Here is a 17,643-nt window from a genome sequence, read left to right as displayed (position 1 = left end):
TACGTGTATGTCGGCTGCTGTGCCAATTCCGTATAAAAAGCCCGGCCTGCAGTTAGTGTACAGGGCCGGGCGGAAAACAGCTCAGGAAGAGACAGAGCTGTTCTTTTTATTCATAAAATAATTGGCTTCAATTTCCTCGGGAGAAAGCGGCTTACTGAAGTAAAAACCTTGAATATCCGAGCAGTGATGATCTTCGAGGTAGGAAACCTGTTCGGCTGTTTCAGCCCCTTCGGCTGTAATAGAAAGGTTAAGATGGCGTCCCATCGCAATGATGGCGCTGGTTATTTTTTCTGTTTTTGCATCGGAATGAATATCTTTAATAAATGAGCGGTCGATTTTTAACCGCTGAATAGGAAACTCTTTTAAATAGGAAAGAGAACTGTGTCCTGTACCGAAATCGTCGATAGACAAGGAAACACCCAAATCCCTGAACTTATTTAAAATATCAATGGACCGATCCATATGATCCATCGTCATGCTTTCTGTCACCTCAAGCTCGAGCAGAGTAGGAGAAAGGTTGTAACGATGGAGCGTTGCAGCTACATAATCAACAATATCGTCAGACTGAAACTGCTTTGGCGAAAGGTTAACGGAAATTTGGATAGGGGTACCGGCCTGTTCCCATTTTTTCGCCTGGCTGCAGGCCATATCCAGAATGGCTTCCCCTAACGGAATAATTAAGCCGGTTTCTTCCGAAAGAGGAATAAAGTCGCCGGGATTTTTGATGGTGCCTGACTGGGTTTTCCAGCGGACCAGCGCTTCGACCCCAACAATGTTGCGCTGCACGCAGCTTATCTGCGGCTGATAGACAAGAAAAAACTCGTCGTTGGCTATTCCCTGCTTCAGCTCCTGTTCAAGCTTCAGCATCGTTTCCGTCTTTAACGAAAGGCTGGCATGATAATAGGCATAATTGCTTTTACTTCTCGATTTAGCAGTGTACATTGCAATATCAGCATGTTTCATTAATTCATCAGAAGTGATACCATCCTCAGGCGCTACGGCAATGCCGATGCTAAGAGACGTATACAGGCTGTGTCCAAGCACATGGATCGGTTTATCAAATGCTTTGATAATCGATTCCGCCACCTGAGTCGGGTAACCATCGTGTTCAACCACAGGCAGCAAAATAGTGAATTCATCGCCGCCGAGTCTGGCAAGAACCGCAGTCTCCCCTAAGCACTCCTGAAGTCGTTTTGCAGACCCTTTTAAAAGCAGGTCTCCTACAGAATGACCAAGTGAGTCATTAATCATTTTGAACCGGTTGAGATCCAGAAAAAATAAAACAGTTTTTCCGTCAGCGACAGCAAGCGTCTTCTCAATCTTGTTGACAAAGTAGCGTCGGTTCGGCAGGCCGGTCAGCTGATCTGTATAAGCAATAGCATGAATTTCTTCTTCGGCCTCCACCTGGGCGGAGATATCGCGTACGATGCCATGAATGCCTTCAAGTTCACTGCCCAGATACATCGGAATCAGCGTCGTATTTAAATGAACAGCCTGGTCTTTAGAATGAATAATGGAGTCAAAGCTTGAAGGCTTCTCTTCTGAGACGACTTTCCGGAATTGATAAGAGACGTGATCCATTTCTTCCCCGGAAAACACGGAAGCCAGACTAACATTTTTCCATTTATACTCGGGAATACCGATAAGCTTAGAGCCGGATTTATTCATTTTGGTAAAATTGCCGTGAAGATCGGTGGTAAAAATGGCATCGATACTATGGTCAAGCAGTGATTGGTAACGGTGTTCGTTATCGGAAAGCAGGGCACTCTGGGAAGCAAGCTGCCTGTCTGTAAAAGCTCCAACAACAAAGAAGCATTGGATCATCACAATAAAAGCACTCACAATAATGGCGGTCGTTGTTAAATCAATACCGCCTGTATGAACGTGATCCATTTCTCCTGAAAAAGAAGCAGCGTTCATTCCTATATAGTGCATTCCGCTGATAGCAATCCCCATCAAAACGGCACTTAACATTTTATATAAAAATAGTTTAGGAGAGGCTTCCATTAAAGCTAATTCGCAAAACATTTTCAAAGCAGTCATGGAGGCGATAACTGCTACCAGAATAGATAAAGAGAACAGGGCATAATCGTAGGAAATCGTCATGCCTTCCATAGCAGCCATTCCAATGTAATGCATAGCGGAAATAGAAGCACCCATAAATAAGCCAGCTGTAATGAGCCGGCGGTTATTCAGCCTTGATTTCAGATTAATAGTAAAAAAGGCAATAAAAGAGCCGATGTAGGCCGCTGCAAAAGAAAGAATCATCAACCACTGGTCATATATCATAGGCATATCCATCTGGAAAGCTACCATGCCGACAAAGTGCATGGACCAAATTCCCAGGCTCATCACAAAAGAGCCTACATAAAGCCAGATTCTCCGTTTCCAGCCGGTTGAATGAATCACGCGTGAGGTTAAATCCAGAGCGGAATAGGCAGCAAAAGAAGCAATGAAAATAGACAAGGCAACAATCCAATAGTTATATGATCCGGTGAATTCTTCCATAATCCCCTCCGTAACAGTAAGAATGGCTGTTTTTCATTATATCGTCATTTTTTGGAATTTGTTAATTATTTAGGTAAAAAGTATTGATTCTAAAGATCTATATAATACTATAATACTGTGGAGAAAAAACAACTGCAAGCAATTTGCCTGAAATAAATACATGATACTGGCTGACGGTAGTTTTTCGTTTTATATTTGTAAAAGAACAAGGAAAAAGGCGGGTTATCTCATGAAACCAAAACTATTAAAAATGACATGGGAAAAGGCTTTTTTTGCCCACTGGGACTGGGATCCTTCCGACGTTGCATCCCGTCTTCCCAGAGGACTTCAGCTTGATACGTTCAATGGCAGGGCTTATTTAGGGGTGGTGCCTTTTCTTATGAAAAATATCCGGTTTTCCGTTATGCCTTCGGGTACAGGGCTTGCTTTTCCAGAACTGAATCTGCGGACCTATGTTACTTCAAATGGCAGAAAAGGTGTATACTTTTTCAATTTGGATGCTTCATCAGCCCTGGGTGTGTATATTGCCAGAAAGCTGTTTGCGATTCCTTACTATCAGGCGGATTTTGCGGTTTTCCCATCGGCGGAACGGATGCAGTTTACTCACAAAAGAAGAAATGCAGAGACAGGGTTCGAGGCTTGGTACAAAGGGGATGGAAAGATTTTTTATGCGGAGCCGGGGAGCCTGGAACACTGGCTGACCGAGCGCTATGTATTTTATACAAGCAGAGGCAGAGATGCCTTGTTTGAAGGACAGATTGCCCACAGCCCCTGGCCGCTTGAGAGAGGCAGCTGGGACGCTTCGCGGAACGATTTGTTTAAAGCCAATCATTTTGCTGAGCCCGCGGCGGCTCCCCATCTTTTATACAGCAGCGGCATCGATGTAAGTGCTTCGCGGTTAATCAAAAGAAAATAATAAACGTCCTTTATGGAAATGCTTATTTTTTTGTTACATTATCTGACAGAACTTTATTAAAAAAGAGACGGGATTTTCGCCTTTCCGGCCTTCCGCTGGATTAAATAACTAATAAAATATCATTTTTTTAGACAGAATGAACAATGATTGTCTGGAAAATCCGACTTATACTTACGTCAATAAATAATAGACGGGAGTGAAAGCGATGCTGGCAATATGCCAAGTGGATGAAAAGCAGCTCTGGGATGGATTAATGTCCTTCCGCCGGCTGGGACGCGATCACAAAGGCGGAATAACAAGGCTGGCTCTGTCACCTGAAGATATGAAAGCCAGAGGCCGGCTGCTGGAATATATGAAAGATGCCGGACTTGAGGTACGGGTCGACGAGGTAGGCAATATTATTGGAAGACTGGAAGGGAAAGTGCCGGATGCCCCGGCAGTTATAGCCGGCTCTCATATTGACACAGTCATAAACGGCGGCCCCTTTGATGGGAGTCTTGGAGTAATAGGTGCTGTAGAGGCTGTAAGAGCTTTAATAAAAGCGGGAATTTCCATGACCCATCCGATTGAGGTTATTTCTTTTCAAGATGAAGAAGGTGTTCGCTTTGGATCAGGATACACCGGCAGCAAAGGAATGTTTGGAAAGATAAGCAGGGAAACACTTGGACTGAAAGATGATCAGGGAATAACGTATAAAGAAGCCTACGAGCAGGCGGGCTTTATCCCGGCAGATTTTCATAAAGCTGCGCGTGCGCCTGAAGATATTAAAGCGTATATAGAAATGCACATAGAACAAAGCAGACAGCTCGAGGAACAGCAGCTTTCCGTAGGAGTGGTTAAAGATATTCAGGGGCCGCTGTGGCTTCAGGTAAACATAAAAGGAATGGCTGATCATGCCGGGGCGACTCCGATGACTATCCGCTCAGACGCTGCTCTTGCGATGGCTGAAGTGATGCTGGAAGTGGAAGCTGCTGCTTCAGAAGAGGGGGGAGTAGGAACGGTTGGGAAACTAAAAGTGTTTCCGGACGGGATTAATATTATTCCGGGAGAAGCAGCATTTTCCATTGATTTCCGCCATACAATTACAGCAAAAAGAGACCGCATGCTATCCCGCGTGAAACAGTGCTTTCAGGAGCAGGAAAAGAAACGCGGGGTACACATAGAATATCAGATAACCAAACAGGTGGAACCGGCTTCCTGCTCTGAAGAAATTAGAAAAGTCATTGCAGACAGCTGCGTATCGGCCGGCCTTCCAGTATATGAAATGAACTGCGGTGCCGGCCACGATGCATTAATACTTGGAGAGTATGTGCCTTTTGGAATGATTTTTGTCCGTTCCAGACAGGGAATCAGTCACCATCCTGATGAATGGAGCGATGAAGCGGACTGTGTGAATGGAGCGAATGTACTTCTGGAAACGATTCGAACGCTGGCAGAATAATAGGAGGGACTACGATAATGCAGGGATTACACATACCGCAGCGCACAATAATGACACCAGGGCCGGTTGAGGTCCATCCGCGGGTAAGACAGGCGATGTCCAACCGCATGCTTGGACAGTTTGACCCCGCTTTTACTTCGATTATGGATGAAACAATGGAGCGCATCCGACAGGCCTTTCAAACAAAAAACAAATGGGCATTTCCGGTGGATGGAACCTCTAGAGCAGGCATTGAAGCGGTTATGTGCAGTCTGATTGAGCCGGGAGATAAAGTATTAATTCCGATATTTGGGCGATTTGGTCATCTGATGGCAGAAATTGCAGAACGATCCGGGGCCGAAGTATTCCGGATGCATGCCGAATGGGGAACGGTGTTTGATCCTGAGGATGTTATAGCAGAAATAAAAAAGATAAGTCCTAAAATAGTCGGTATGATTCATGGAGACACGTCCACAGGACGCGTGCAGCCGCTTGAAGCTATTGGAAAAGCCTGCCGGTCCGAGGATGTGCTGCTTGTCGTAGATGCCGTCGCTACTATAACGGGCATGGATTTTAAAACGGATGACTGGTGTATTGATGCGGTTATCGGTGGTACACAGAAATGCCTGTCCGTTCCTTCCGGTCTGGCCCCGCTGACGTATAACGACCGGGTGGAAAAAGTAATAGCAGAACGTAAAAATATCGAACAGGGGCTGGTGCAGAGGGAAAGAAAGCCTAATCCAAGGAGGATTCACAGTAATTACTTTGATCTGACGCAGCTTCAGGACTATTGGAGTGAAAGCAGGCTGAATCACCATACAGAAGCGACACACATGATATACGGGCTTCACGAAGGGCTGCAGGTAGTCCTTGAAGAAGGTCTCGAAGAGCGGTTCAACAGGCATCGTTATCATGAACAGGCGCTGACAGCAGGCCTGGAAGCGATGGGACTCAAATTATTTGGAGATCCGGCATCGAAACTTACTACCGTGACGTGCATTACTATTCCTGAAGGCATAGATGGAGATCAGGTCAGGGATTTTCTGCTGCAGCAGTTTGGCATTGAAATTGCTTCTTCTTTCGGTCCGCTGCAGGGAAAAATATGGCGGATAGGTACAATGGGATACAGCTGCAGGCAGGGAAATGTACTGCAGGTGCTGATGGGACTGGAAGCTTCTCTTATTTATGCAGGAGCGGCAGTTCATAAAGGAGAAGCTGCCCGGGCCGCGCTGGATATTTATACAAAGCAAATACAGCCTTCATTGGCTTAAAATCAGGGACCAGCAACGTATTCCCGGATTGCTGACAGGATCAGCGTTTATAATGCCGCTCCTAATCGTCTATGTTATAGAATGGGGACCCTTTTAGAACTAAAAAAAGCGCCTTTCTCCGACTAAGGGAGAGAGACGCTTTTCGTTTGTTTATTTATTGAAAAAGGAAAGAAGCTCCTGATTGAATTTTTCTTTTTCCTCGAAAAAGAGACCGTGGCCGCTGTTTTCGAAAGGCACTAAAGTGAAGTCGCTGATGCTCTTTTCGAGTTCCAGCGAGAAGTCAAACGGGCAGATTTCATCCTTACGGCCGTGAAGGCTTAAGGTTGGAACGTTAATGGACGAAAGATCCCCGCGTACGTCTTCATCCCGGAGCGACACCGCCGAATGAATGGTGCCGTATGAGGAAGCTTCCATGCCGAGGCTGTGGAAATGATGGGCATAGGCGTCGGATACTTCGCCTGCAAAAAACATTTTGCCGAACTCTTCAAGCATAGCAGGACGGTCTGACTGCAGGTTGCTGATAATGTCATCCACTCCTGATTTCTCCAGTCCGTGCGGATAATCATCACGCTGGGTAAATACTGGTGCAGCTGGTGCCATGAGTACCAGCTTCGATACTTTGTGGCTGTTGTGTCTGGCCATATAACGAATAGCGATCGGGCCGCCCATGCTGAACCCGCCCAGGATAACATCATCAAGTCCAAGCGCATCGATGACTTTTTTCACATCGTCTGCTTTCGTATTGTAATCGTAAGAACCCCATGGTTTGTCTGATTTTCCGTAGCCGCGCAGATCAATTCCGATAAAGCGGTAGCCTTTTTCAGGGAGCTCGTTCATTTGGTATTCAAACATTTTGTGATTTACCGGCCATCCGTGAATAAAAACAACCGGCTGGCCTTCTCCAAGGTCTTCTACGAACAGCTGTACATTCTTTTCTACATCTACATAATGTCCCATTTACAAAACTCCTTCATTAAAATAGTAATCATCCCGTGTATTATTTCTTACTTACTCATAGTACCCGGCTTACCTGAGCATAAAACACTATTTTAAAAGCATGGTTGTTGAATGCGGCTGTATCTCCCTTTAGATAGTATACCGGCGCAGTCAGGCTGGCATTCAAAGGAGGATGTTCATATGAAAAATGTTCATTTAATTCCATTCAGGCACGAACAGGAAATTCACGTGTCGTCGACCATTCCAACAGGCATAGAGCTTATAGAAGCCAGACTCCTATGGGACGAAGCAGACCAGGGAAGCGGTAATGTGATTGCCGTTATCGATACAGGATGCCAGGCGCATCCGGATTTAAAAAACCGCCTGATCGGAGGACGGAATTTCACAGATGATTTTAGAGGAGATCCACGGAATTATAATGATAATAATGGACATGGAACACATGTGGCAGGAACTATTGCAGCATCAGAAAACGGTGCAGGTGTGGCCGGTGCAGCTCCAAAGGCTGACCTTCTTGTTTTAAAAGCCCTTAAAGGGGATGGAAGCGGACAAATGGACTGGATTATCCGGGCGATAGATTACGCAAGAGAATGGAGAGGAGCCGAAGGACAGAAAGTCCGGATTATCTCTATGTCCCTGGGCGGCCCGGAACATATTCCTGCGCTGCATCGCGCTGTAATAAATGCCGTAAATGCCGGTATTTCCGTCGTCTGTGCGGCTGGAAATGAAGGGGACGGCCGCAGCAGTACAGATGAATTCGCTTATCCGGGAGCCTACAATGAAGTGATCCAGGTAGGGGCCGTCACTTTTCGTAAACGACTTTCCGATTTTACAAACACAAATGATGAAATTGATTTAGTCGCGCCGGGCGTCGATATTTTATCCACTTATTTAGACGGGAGCTATGCAAGACTGTCCGGTACGTCGATGGCCGCGCCTCATGTAGCCGGAGGACTCGCTTTATTAAATAATATTGCCGAAAAAGGTTTCGAGCGTTCCATTACGGAAGCGGAGCTTTACGCTCAGCTGATCCGGCGTACGCGTCCCATTGGTTATCCAATGACAGCAGAAGGAAATGGCTTTATGACGCTCGGACTTGTGAAAAGTCTCATATAAAAGATGTAAAACAGCCGCAGAGCATGATGCTCTGCGGCTGTCTGCTAGTTGTTATCCAGTTTTTTCAATGGGGTGACCGCCGGTCCTTCCAATATGCTTCCATCGTAAGAGAAGCGTGAGCCGTGGCATGGACAGTCCCAGGATCGTTCCGCATTGTTCCATTCTACGTCGCAGCCCATATGCGTACAGGTCGTTGATACCATGTGGGTATGACCATTTTCGTCTTTATAGGCCCCGATTTTTTTCCCTTTTTGAGTAACCAGCGCACCTTCATCGTTTTCCAGATCTTCAAGCTTTTGATCCTTGCGGTGAAGCTTGCCGGCGATCATTTCTTTTCCTACGTCCATATTTTCTTTGAAAAAAGACAGCGCATCCGCTTTTTTAAGCTTCGTTCGTCTTGGGTCAAACAGGTCTGCAAACCGGTTATTCTTTTCCTGCACGAGATCACTCAGCAGCAGAGCGGCGGCGACGCCGTTGCTCATGCCCCACTTGGCATAGCCGGTAGCGACAAACACGTTCGGCTTCCCTGTCACTGCCGGACCAATGTAAGGCACTTTATCAAGCGTTATAAGATCCTGAGCCGACCAGCGGTAGGGAATAGAGGTAATGCCGAAATGTTTCTCCCCATATTCCCGCAGACGCTCATAGTTATTGAAGGTATTTTCTTTATTTTTTCCTGCTGTATGGCCTTCTCCGCCAAGAATCATCAGGTCGTCTCCCTCGGAAGATTTGGCGTAGCGCAGCGATTTCCCCGGAGAATCCACGCTGAGGTACATGCCTTTTGGCGGTTTCTTCTCCGTTGTAACAGCCAATGTATAGGATCGTTCCGCGTGCAGTCTGGAAAAATAAAGACCCTCTTCATCATTGAAGGGAAAATGCGAGCTTACGATAACATGCCGGCTGTTGATAGTATGTCCCTCCGTTGTTTCAATGGAAGGATTTTTAGAGCCCTTTACTTTGGCAGCTCTCGTCTGTTCAAAAATTCTGCCCCCATTTTCTTCGATAGAAGGAACCAGGCCGGCAAAAAACTTAACGGGATGAAATTGGGCCTGATTTCTGATAACTAAAGCGGCTTCCACCGAATAAGGCAGCTCTATTTCATTAAGCGCTTCGCCTCCGTTAATGCCAATATCCTGGTATGCCTTTAATTCTTTTTCGAACTTGGAAACACTTTTGTTTTCTGTTGTGTATGCATAAGCGTTCTCTGTCGTAAGATCACAGTCAATGTTCAGTTCTTCTGCGGTGTTCCGGATGAATGCCAGCGCTTCCTCATTTGCCTCATAGTAAAGACGGGCTTTTTCCAGACCGAAATTAGTAATCAAGTCATCGTACATAACCCCGTGCTGGGAAGAAATTTTAGCTGTCGTATAGCCTGTCGTGCCATCAAGAATCCGGCCTGCTTCAATAAGAGCAACCTTCACTCCCTGTTTAGACAATAAATAAGCGGCGGTTAATCCGGTTGTTCCTGCTCCTACTATGGTAACGTCGGCTTCGAAATCTCCTGCAAGGGCGGGGAATTCAGGAAGTCCCTGAATATCGCGCCAGAGTGATTTGGGATAACGGGGAACATGATGCGGTGAGTCTGCCAAATAAATCCCTCCTGCATTTTTGTATTAGCAAACTGTACCCGTTATGAGGGGTGGTCACTCCATTTTCTGTAAAAAAAGAAAAGAGCCGGCACGGAGAATGGAAGGAATTTGAAAGAGGTTATGCTATAATCGAGGCACATTTACTTAGAAAATGAGGGTTATATATGAAAAAACTAGCGGGAATTATCGGAATAAGCCTGCTGCTTTCTGCCTGCAGCAATAACTCAACAGCAGAAGATGCTATGCAGGCATATATTGAGCATTGGAATGAGCAGGAATACGAAGAGATGTATAACATGCTTTCTTCTGAAGCACAGGAAACCGTCACAGAGGAAGAGTTTACGGCTCAGCACAGAGAAATCTACGAAACGGCTGGAGTGTCGGAGCCGGGCATAACGATGCCTGAGTACTCAGAAGAACAGCAGGAGCAGTTTGAAGAACAGACGGAGCCGTCTCTTCCATATGAAGCAGCTGTAGAGACAAACACAGGGATGGTGGAGTTCGAAGAAGAGGCGTCCTGGCAGCAGGAAGAAACTGAAGGCAGCGAGGAGTGGAAAGTAAACTGGGAACCTGCCTTTATTTTTCCCGGACTTCAAACAGAAGAAAGAGTAATGGAAGAAACCGTGGAACCGGTAAGAGGAGAAATTCTGGATAGAAATGACAACAGCCTTGCCGTAAATACGTCCATCGATCAGGTTGGAATCGTCCCGGGAGAGACGGCAGACGAAGAAGCGGCCGTAGAAGAGCTGGCTTCTCTATTGGATATGGAGGAATCAGACATTACAGAACTTCTTTCAGAAGAATGGGTCACAGAAGAATCATTTGTGCCGATCAAAAAACTAACTCCGGAAGAGTCTGAATCACTGCAGGAGATTGAAAATGTAGAAGGAGTGCAGTCCAGGGAAACGACGAGCCGCTACTACCCGCTTGAAGAACAGGCTGCCCATTTAACAGGGTACATTGGAACGATTACTGAAGAAGAGCTCGAAGAACGAGGAGAGGGATACAGTGAAGGAGCAACGCTTGGGAAGGCAGGAGCAGAGTATATTTACGAAGATCGTCTGCGCGGAACGCCGGGCCGGGCTCTTGTCACTACAGAAGGCGGGGAAGTCATTGCTGAACAGCAGGCAGAAGATGGGGAAACCGTTCATTTGTCCATTGATACCGGCGTGCAGGAAAACCTGTTTAATGAGCTGGACGGCGATTCCGGCACTGCGGCAGCCCTGGATCCAAAAACAGGGGAAACCCTTGGCCTTGTAAGTACACCCGCCTACAATCCAAACAATTATTTGTTCGGCTGGCCGGAAGGAGAATATGAGGAGCTGAGTGAAGAAGAAGGACGTCCTTTTTCAGCTAAATTCAACAGCCTTTATGCTCCGGGCTCTACTATCAAGCCGATCACGGCTTCCGTGGGCATGAACCAGGGAAGCCTCCAGCCGGATGAAGAGAAAACAATTACCGGAGAGCAGTGGCAGCCGGACAGCAGCTGGGGAGGGTATTCGATCACAAGAGTTTCCGACAGGCTGGAGCAAGTAGATCTGAAAAATGCGTTAATTACGTCCGATAATATCTTTTTTGCCCAAACGGCTTTAAATACCGGCGAAGAGAAATTTGCGGAAGGACTGAGAAATTTTGGGTTTGATGAAGAGCTTCCCTATGATTTTCCAGTGCAGCCGTCCGCAATATCCAATGAAGGATTGGTGTCAGACATTCTGCTCGCCGATACCGGCTATGGGCAGGGACAGATGATGATGTCACCGCTGCATTTAGCCACCGCGTATACTACATTTTTGAACGAAGGGGATATGCTGGTTCCGCAGCTGGAAAGATTGAATGACACCGAACCGGAAGTCTGGAAGGAAAACGTTCTCCCGGAAGAAGGAGCCGACGTTATTACGGAGGGACTGCGCGGCATTGTCGAAAACGAAAACGGCTCCGCGTATGAGCCGGTAAGTGAAGATCTGACCATAGCAGGAAAAACCGGTACAGCTGAACTCAAAACAGAACAGGGGGAAAGCGGCACCGAAAACGGCTGGTTTGTTGCCTACGATTACGAGCAGGAAGATCTGCTTGTCTCGATGATGATTGAAAATGTAGAAGATGAAGGCGGAAGCGCCTACGTCGTAGAGAAAGTAAAAAACGTATTTGAAAATAGAGAAGACTAATTAATCCGATGAAAAAAGGCCGTCTGCTTATTCCAGCAGACGGCCTTTTTACTTCAGTTATTGAATAATGTTTTTGACCCGTCCGACATTTCCATCCTCAAGGCGTACTTTAATACCATGAGGGTGCTGGGGTGATTTTGTCAGAATGTCTTTTACAATGCCATTTGTAGTCTTTCCGGTCCGCTGGTCCTGCTTGAGCACGATATCAACCTCTACACCGGGAGATATATCTTTTCTATACTGTCCATTTGCCATTTCTATTCCTGCTTTCTATAATATGCTTCTTCTTATTGTACGGCAGTAAGCCTCTTTTGATAAGGGCAGACAAAAAAAGAGTCTAGTGGGCAGACTGCAGGCGGAGCCGGTTTCGATAGACGAGCATGTAGATCCCAAGTGTGGCGAGCACAAGCGTTCCACAGATAATATATACATAAGAATAAGTCATCAGCGAAGCAATCGTTCCCAGCACAAAGGAACCGACAGCAATTCCTGAATCAAACAGCATGAAAAAAGTAGCGGTGGCATGGCTCGTCCGCTCCGGCGGGGAAGCCTGGATAGCCATCGTCTGCAGGCTCGGCAGAATAGAACCGTAGCCCAGGCCGATTAATCCGCCGGCGAGAAGCAGCACGGCCGCTGTAGTGACGGTGCTGAGCAGAAATAAACCTGCAGAAAACACCAGCAGCGACGGAATAATAACATAAGCCGGGCCTGCCCGGTCAAACAGCCGGCCTGTAAATGGGCGGGAGAGCAGCATGACCGCTGCAAAACAGACGAAGAACAAATTAACCGCATGAAACAGGTTAATGGATTCCGCGTATACCGAAATAAAAGAAATGACGCCTGCATAGGAAAAAGCAGCTAAAAACCCAATCGCGGATGGCGGGAAAGCTCTTTTTTCAACAAGGTCACTTAGAGCAAGCTGTTTAAAGACCGGCTGCCGGGTTGGGGTCTCCGCCGGGAGCCTGATAAGAAACGTCAGCACAAATCCCAGGATTGAAACGGCCGCCAGACCGCCGAATAAAACGGTATATGAGACAAAACGAACGGCAGTCAGTGCAATAAATGGACCGGCCACCACTGCTAAGTTCATAGACATAATAAAATAGCCGAGTCCTTCGCCTTTTCTGGAGGCGGGAACAAGGTCAGCCGCAGCTGCGAGCAGTACAGTAGTCGCAATGCTGAACCAGATGCCGTGAAAGAAACGAAGCGCCAGCAGAAATACGAGCTCATGGGCGAATAAATACAAGAGCATGGAGAGGGCGAATAAAAGAACGCTCACCATCAGCATTTTTTTCTTGCCGAAGCTTTCGATAATCCGGCCGGCAAAGGCTCTTGTGAGTATAGCGGAAATGAGAAAAATCGTCGTGGCCAGACCTGCCTGTCCCTCTGTGCCGCCGAGTTCCTGCAAAACAAAAATAGGCAGAATCGTCAGCAGCGCATAAAAGGCGAGAAATACAAAAAAGTTATTAATCAGGGCAATCCAGAAAGGCTTTGTCCAGATTTTTTCTGAATTGGTTGGTGACACAGGAGCTACCTTCTTTCTTCCGAGTAATCTATTTTTTCCAACAGCCGGGCAAGCTGCTGTTTTTCACCGGGCGACAGCCGGCAGAGCATGTTTCTTTCGTGGCGCCTTACGCTTTCGTCCACCGCCGGAAAACATGCCAATGCTTTTTCGGTCAGACTGACGACGCGTTCGCGCTTATCGATGCCGGATTGACGCTTTATATAACCGCTCTCTTCGAGCTTCAGAAGCGTGCGGGTAATAGTCGGGGATTCTACATGCAGGTATTCTGCCATTTCTTTCTGCGTCATGCTTCCATTTTTCTTCAGGCAGTAAAGAAGGCTCCACTGCGAGCTGAACAGGGCATGTTCCTGAAGCTCGTAGTTGATGGATTTCATGGAGAGGCGTACCTTTTGGTGCATCAGTGTAAAAATATCACGGTCAAGCGTAATAATAATCCCTTCTTTCCGATTAGTTACTTAGGTAATTAATTATTTATCGAGTATAGCCTAAAAAAGAGCGGAAAGCAAAAATAGATTCCCTGGATAAAAATTGATCACGACTGCATTATTCGTAAAGGGTTTATGATAAAATACAAGAGTGAAAAAAAGCCAAAATACATACAAGGGAGAGATAAAATGAGTAAATTACTAGTATTCGGCCATAAGAGCCCCGATACAGATACGATATGTTCAGCTATCGCGCATGCTGCCTTAAAAAACAAAACAGGAGATGAGGCAGAAGCGGTAAGATTGGGTGAAATAAACGGCGAAACCCAGTATGCCCTCGACTATTTCAAAATCGAAGCACCGCGCCTGGTAGAATCGGTTTCCAACGAAACGGACCGCGTCAGCCTTGTAGACCATAATGAAGCGCAGCAAAGCGTGGATGATCTGGCTGAAGTGAGCATCAAAGAAGTAATTGACCACCACCGGATTGCCAATTTCCAAACGTCTGAGCCGCTTTACTACCGCGCAGAGCCGGTAGGCTGCACCGCAACTATTTTGAACAAAATGTACAAAGAATACGGCGTAGAGATCGATAAAAGCACAGCCGGCCTGATGCTGTCTGCGATTATTTCTGATTCCCTTCTTTTCAAATCGCCAACGTGCACGCATGAAGACGTAGCGGCTGCTGAAGAGCTCGCCGGCATAGCAGGCGTTGATACGGACAGCTATGGTCTGGAAATGCTCAAAGCAGGAGCGGACATCAGCGGCAAGACCGAAGAAGAGCTGATCTCCCTGGACGCTAAAGAATTTTCGATGGGAAATGCAAAAGTACAGATAGCCCAGGTGAATGCTATCGATCCAAACGAAGTGCTGGAGCGTCAGACAGAAATTGAAAAAGTTATGAACGAGGCTGTTCAGAATAATGGACTTGACCTGTTTGTTTTCGTCGTAACCGATATTTTAAACAGTGATTCTATCGCAGTAGCGGTGGGAGAAAAAACGGATGCAGTAGAAAAAGCATTTAATGTAACTTTATCCAACAACAAAGCGGTATTAGAGGGAGTAGTCTCGCGCAAAAAGCAGATTGTTCCTGTTCTGACGGATGCGCTGAAATAAAATCTAAGCTGTCCGGATCTTTTTCCGGACAGGCTTTTTTTTAAGCGGAATTGTTTTGGATGTATTACCAGGAGGAGGAGAGTGGTTGTGGAATCAAGTATTGTATCGTTGAATGTGGGCGTGCCGGAGAATATTTCCTTAAAAAAAGATAAGCAGATTATCTCAGGAATAAATAAACAAAGCGTTGGCTGGAAAGCGGTCTTCTTGTCTTTTAACGGCCTGTCAGGAGATGAGCAGGCTGATCTTAAAAATCATGGTGGTCCCGATAAGGCAGTATGTGCCTATCCGGTGGAGCACTATAAACATTGGAAAGACCATCATGACATGAATGTGACCGAAGGAGCCTTTGGAGAGAATCTGCTGCTGCGCGGTATGCCGGAGACAAAAGTCTGCATTGGGGACATTTACGAATGGGGAGAATCTCTCATACAAGTAAGTCAGCCCAGACAGCCATGCTATAAACTCGCAGAAAAGCACGGCATTCCGAGCCTTCCTTTATTTGTAAGGGAAAATGGTTTCTCCGGTTATTATTTCAGAGTGCTGAAAGAAGGAATGGTTTCTGCAGAAGATGAATTAATAAAACAGACGAGCGGTCCGGCTGTCTCCATTGCGGAAATTAACATGCTGACATATCAGCCTATCAACGATCATGAACCCATTTTTGCTCTTCTTCATAGTCCAGTACTTGCAGAAAGCTGGAAAAAAACCCTGCGGAAAAAGTATGGAATTGCAGAAACGGCAGGAGATGACAGATGAAAAGAAAATGGAGTTTTGCTGCAATGGCAGGAAGCGCCGTTCTTCTTCTCTGCCTGCTTTTCGTATTTTTCCTCTGGGATAACGATCCTTATGATTATCACAGCGGCGTGAACAATGACCTTGATTTATCGAAAGATGATGAGCTGTTTGCTTTTTCTTATTTTCAGCAGGGGGAACGTTCGATTTATACGCTTCCCGTAACAGGCGGAACGCCGGAGCCTATCCCAAATGATACAGGAGAGGATCAGCACCAGCCTTCGTTTAATGAAGCAGGAACGGAACTTCTTTATTTATCCGACAGCCCGGAAGGAATAAGCTATTTAAACAAAATCAATCTGCTTACCCTGGAGACAGCCGAGTTAACTTCGGAAAACCTACATATAAGAGATGCTGTTTTCTCACCGGATAATGAAAAAGTATACTTCATCGGTATTGAAGCGGATGATTGGTTTGCTGAAGATATGGAAGCTGCGGGCGGCTTTGATGTATACGAAATGGACAGCAGCGGAGGGGAACCGGTAAAGCTTACGGAAGAAGACAGTTATGTGATGAGCGCGCTTTCGATTGCAGAAGATGGATCGACGCTTTTTTACAGTACTACCGGGGATGAAGGCGAAGTAGTGAAGACCTATTCACTCGATGGCTCCGACTCATATAATCAGCTTGTAAACAGGCTGCCTTCAGGCGTATATTCACCGGCGCTTTCTCCAAATGGCCAAGAATTCGCCTATACGACAGCGTCCGATCTGGCAGATGGAGATATGTATCAGTATGAACTATTTGTTCTTACTATTGAAAATGGAGAAAGCGAACGCCTTACCGAAGGCTCGATGAATGTCGATTCTCCGGTGTTCTTTCATAACTCTGATTATATTGCTTACATGGAGCAGCAGAACTGGCCGCAGGACCCGCCGGTTTTTGAATTGAAAAGCATGAACCTGCAGACTACAGAAGCACATGAAATCCCAATGAACACTTCCGGTATTGAAGGAACATCTTTTCATCCGGCGCAGCTGCTGCATGCTATGCTTGATCCTTATGTGTTCGGAGCGCTTTATCTGATTTTAATTGTAAGCGCCGTAGTGTTCACCGGCCTGGGAGGGGGGAATGTATACCTGCCTCCAGTCATAGGAACGGTTATCTCCGGTCTGAGCGCAGCTGCAGCTTTCTTTATAGTGAATTCCAGTCCGTGGATTATGATAGCGCCTGTGGCGTTCAGCATCGGAATGTTCATTTGCACAGCAGCTGGGTTTGCTGCTGCGTTCATTTGGAAAAAGACTCACAGCAAAAAGAAGCTGCGTAAAGCTTCCTGACAGCTTCTTATTTTATATAAATACCCAAAATAAATGGTTAAGAGAAGCCCTGTGCGGCTTCTCTTTTTGTATTGATGCATTTCAGCGAGCCTGGTAATCTCCGCTTTTGCCGCCGGTTTTCCGGAGAAGCTTCGTTTCTTTGATGATCATGCCTTTATCGACTGCTTTGCACATGTCGTAAAAAGTCAGCGCAGCTGTAGTTGCAGCGGTGAGGGCTTCCATTTCCACTCCTGTATTGCCTTTACATTTCACCGTAGCCCGAATGTGCAGCTCCCATCCTTCTTCTGCCTGCTGGTAAGCAAATTCCAGATCTGTTCCCTGGAGGGCAATAGGATGGCACATAGGAATAATGTCGGACGTTTTCTTTGCTCCCATAATACCGGCGAGTTGGGCGGTTTGAAGAGGATCGCCTTTTTTCAGCTGTTGCTTTTCAATCGCCTCATACAGTTCGTCGCTTAAGTGAACGATGCTTTGGGCTGTGGCGGACCGGCTCGTTTCCGTTTTTTCGGAAATATCCACCATACGGGCGCGGCCGGATTCATTATAATGTGTAAATTCATCCATTG

At 46.4% G+C, this 17,643-nt stretch carries 15 protein-coding genes; 8 read left to right on the top strand and 7 right to left on the bottom strand.

Translation table 11 applies throughout. From position 1 onward, the window contains the following. Positions 1 to 81: 81 nt before the first annotated feature. Positions 82 to 2,508: an EAL domain-containing protein gene (locus ATL39_RS08495; protein WP_120192916.1), complete on the bottom strand. Its 2,427-nt coding sequence runs from the start codon at positions 2,506 to 2,508 to the stop codon at positions 82 to 84. A 229-nt stretch (positions 2,509 to 2,737) separates the two neighbouring features. Here ATL39_RS08495 and ATL39_RS08490 point away from each other — a divergent pair, with 229 nt between their 5' ends. The 3 genes from ATL39_RS08490 to ATL39_RS08480 all read left to right on the top strand — a co-directional run bounded on the left by ATL39_RS08490 (position 2,738) and on the right by ATL39_RS08480 (position 6,115). Continuing rightward, entirely contained in the window at positions 2,738 to 3,424 is a 687-nt protein-coding gene (locus tag ATL39_RS08490; RefSeq protein ID WP_211326980.1) for a YqjF family protein, read from the top strand. Between the two features lie 205 nt (positions 3,425 to 3,629). After that, positions 3,630 to 4,865 carry a Zn-dependent hydrolase gene (locus ATL39_RS08485; protein WP_120192915.1) on the top strand — a complete coding sequence of 412 codons (1,236 nt, stop codon included), beginning with the start codon at positions 3,630 to 3,632 and terminating at the stop codon, positions 4,863 to 4,865. A 17-nt stretch (positions 4,866 to 4,882) separates the two neighbouring features. Next, positions 4,883 to 6,115: a pyridoxal-phosphate-dependent aminotransferase family protein gene (locus ATL39_RS08480; RefSeq protein ID WP_120192914.1), complete on the top strand. Its 1,233-nt coding sequence runs from the start codon at positions 4,883 to 4,885 to the stop codon at positions 6,113 to 6,115. Positions 6,116 to 6,265: 150 nt separating this feature from the next. On the opposite strand, the gene ATL39_RS08475 is transcribed toward ATL39_RS08480, so the two are convergent. Continuing rightward, on the bottom strand, positions 6,266 to 7,072 hold the full coding sequence (locus ATL39_RS08475) for an alpha/beta fold hydrolase (protein ID WP_120192913.1): 807 nt from the start codon (positions 7,070 to 7,072) through the stop codon (positions 6,266 to 6,268). 180 nt (positions 7,073 to 7,252) lie between these two features. On the opposite strand from ATL39_RS08475, the gene ATL39_RS08470 reads away from it, so the two are divergent. After that, positions 7,253 to 8,188, top strand: a complete 936-nt coding sequence (locus tag ATL39_RS08470) for a S8 family peptidase (protein WP_120192912.1) — start codon at positions 7,253 to 7,255, stop codon at positions 8,186 to 8,188. 44 nt (positions 8,189 to 8,232) lie between these two features. Here ATL39_RS08470 and ATL39_RS08465 read toward each other — a convergent pair whose 3' ends face one another. After that, on the bottom strand, positions 8,233 to 9,777 hold the full coding sequence (locus tag ATL39_RS08465) for an FAD-dependent oxidoreductase (protein ID WP_120192911.1): 1,545 nt from the start codon (positions 9,775 to 9,777) through the stop codon (positions 8,233 to 8,235). Positions 9,778 to 9,941: 164 nt separating this feature from the next. On the opposite strand from ATL39_RS08465, the gene ATL39_RS08460 reads away from it, so the two are divergent. Then, positions 9,942 to 11,942, top strand: coding sequence for a penicillin-binding transpeptidase domain-containing protein (locus tag ATL39_RS08460; protein WP_281270888.1), 2,001 nt, complete (start codon positions 9,942 to 9,944; stop codon positions 11,940 to 11,942). 57 nt (positions 11,943 to 11,999) lie between these two features. Here the strand turns inward: ATL39_RS08460 and ATL39_RS08455 are convergent, their stop codons facing one another. The 3 genes from ATL39_RS08455 to ATL39_RS08445 all read right to left on the bottom strand — a co-directional run bounded on the left by ATL39_RS08455 (position 12,000) and on the right by ATL39_RS08445 (position 13,841). Next, entirely contained in the window at positions 12,000 to 12,197 is a 198-nt protein-coding gene (locus tag ATL39_RS08455; RefSeq protein WP_120192910.1) for a YwbE family protein, read from the bottom strand. Positions 12,198 to 12,279: 82 nt separating this feature from the next. After that, the gene (locus tag ATL39_RS08450) at positions 12,280 to 13,467 is read right to left on the bottom strand and encodes an MFS transporter (protein ID WP_120192909.1); all 1,188 of its coding nucleotides are present in this window, start codon (positions 13,465 to 13,467) and stop codon (positions 12,280 to 12,282) included. Between the two features lie 5 nt (positions 13,468 to 13,472). After that, the gene (locus ATL39_RS08445; protein ID WP_245960957.1) at positions 13,473 to 13,841 is read right to left on the bottom strand and encodes a MarR family winged helix-turn-helix transcriptional regulator; all 369 of its coding nucleotides are present in this window, start codon (positions 13,839 to 13,841) and stop codon (positions 13,473 to 13,475) included. A 240-nt stretch (positions 13,842 to 14,081) separates the two neighbouring features. Between ATL39_RS08445 and ATL39_RS08440 the strand changes: the two genes are divergently transcribed. The 3 genes from ATL39_RS08440 to ATL39_RS08430 all read left to right on the top strand — a co-directional run bounded on the left by ATL39_RS08440 (position 14,082) and on the right by ATL39_RS08430 (position 17,077). After that, complete coding sequence (locus ATL39_RS08440) at positions 14,082 to 15,008, top strand: manganese-dependent inorganic pyrophosphatase (protein WP_120192907.1); 927 nt, start codon at positions 14,082 to 14,084, stop codon at positions 15,006 to 15,008. Between the two features lie 87 nt (positions 15,009 to 15,095). After that, entirely contained in the window at positions 15,096 to 15,764 is a 669-nt protein-coding gene (locus ATL39_RS08435) for an MOSC domain-containing protein (protein WP_245960956.1), read from the top strand. Next, positions 15,761 to 17,077, top strand: coding sequence for a TolB family protein (locus tag ATL39_RS08430; RefSeq protein ID WP_120192905.1), 1,317 nt, complete (start codon positions 15,761 to 15,763; stop codon positions 17,075 to 17,077). The genes ATL39_RS08435 and ATL39_RS08430 overlap by 4 nt, the downstream gene beginning before the upstream one ends. 81 nt (positions 17,078 to 17,158) lie before the next feature. Here the strand turns inward: ATL39_RS08430 and moaC are convergent, their stop codons facing one another. Next, the gene (gene moaC, locus ATL39_RS08425) at positions 17,159 to 17,641 is read right to left on the bottom strand and encodes a cyclic pyranopterin monophosphate synthase MoaC (protein ID WP_120192904.1); all 483 of its coding nucleotides are present in this window, start codon (positions 17,639 to 17,641) and stop codon (positions 17,159 to 17,161) included. Positions 17,642 to 17,643: the final 2 nt, after the last annotated feature.

Origin of the sequence: Sinobaca qinghaiensis (genome assembly GCF_003610495.1) — a bacterium.
GTDB lineage: Bacteria > Bacillota > Bacilli > Bacillales > Marinococcaceae > Sinobaca > Sinobaca qinghaiensis.
The sequence above is the reverse complement of the archived record's forward strand: the minus strand, read 5'-3'. Positions and strand labels throughout refer to the sequence as shown.

What these genes read in the sequence shown, in the direction of transcription:
- moaC (WP_120192904.1), bottom strand. Translation starts at nt 17,641, where the DNA reads ATGGATGAATTTACACATTATAATGAATCCGGCCGCGCCCGTATGGTG.
- ATL39_RS08490 (WP_211326980.1), top strand. Translation starts at nt 2,738, where the DNA reads ATGAAACCAAAACTATTAAAAATGACATGGGAAAAGGCTTTTTTTGCC.
- ATL39_RS08480 (WP_120192914.1), top strand. Translation starts at nt 4,883, where the DNA reads ATGCAGGGATTACACATACCGCAGCGCACAATAATGACACCAGGGCCG.
- ATL39_RS08455 (WP_120192910.1), bottom strand. Translation starts at nt 12,197, where the DNA reads ATGGCAAATGGACAGTATAGAAAAGATATATCTCCCGGTGTAGAGGTT.
- ATL39_RS08485 (WP_120192915.1), top strand. Translation starts at nt 3,630, where the DNA reads ATGCTGGCAATATGCCAAGTGGATGAAAAGCAGCTCTGGGATGGATTA.
- ATL39_RS08475 (WP_120192913.1), bottom strand. Translation starts at nt 7,072, where the DNA reads ATGGGACATTATGTAGATGTAGAAAAGAATGTACAGCTGTTCGTAGAA.
- ATL39_RS08470 (WP_120192912.1), top strand. Translation starts at nt 7,253, where the DNA reads ATGAAAAATGTTCATTTAATTCCATTCAGGCACGAACAGGAAATTCAC.
- ATL39_RS08460 (WP_281270888.1), top strand. Translation starts at nt 9,942, where the DNA reads ATGAAAAAACTAGCGGGAATTATCGGAATAAGCCTGCTGCTTTCTGCC.
- ATL39_RS08440 (WP_120192907.1), top strand. Translation starts at nt 14,082, where the DNA reads ATGAGTAAATTACTAGTATTCGGCCATAAGAGCCCCGATACAGATACG.
- ATL39_RS08430 (WP_120192905.1), top strand. Translation starts at nt 15,761, where the DNA reads ATGAAAAGAAAATGGAGTTTTGCTGCAATGGCAGGAAGCGCCGTTCTT.
- ATL39_RS08495 (WP_120192916.1), bottom strand. Translation starts at nt 2,508, where the DNA reads ATGGAAGAATTCACCGGATCATATAACTATTGGATTGTTGCCTTGTCT.
- ATL39_RS08445 (WP_245960957.1), bottom strand. Translation starts at nt 13,841, where the DNA reads ATGAAATCCATCAACTACGAGCTTCAGGAACATGCCCTGTTCAGCTCG.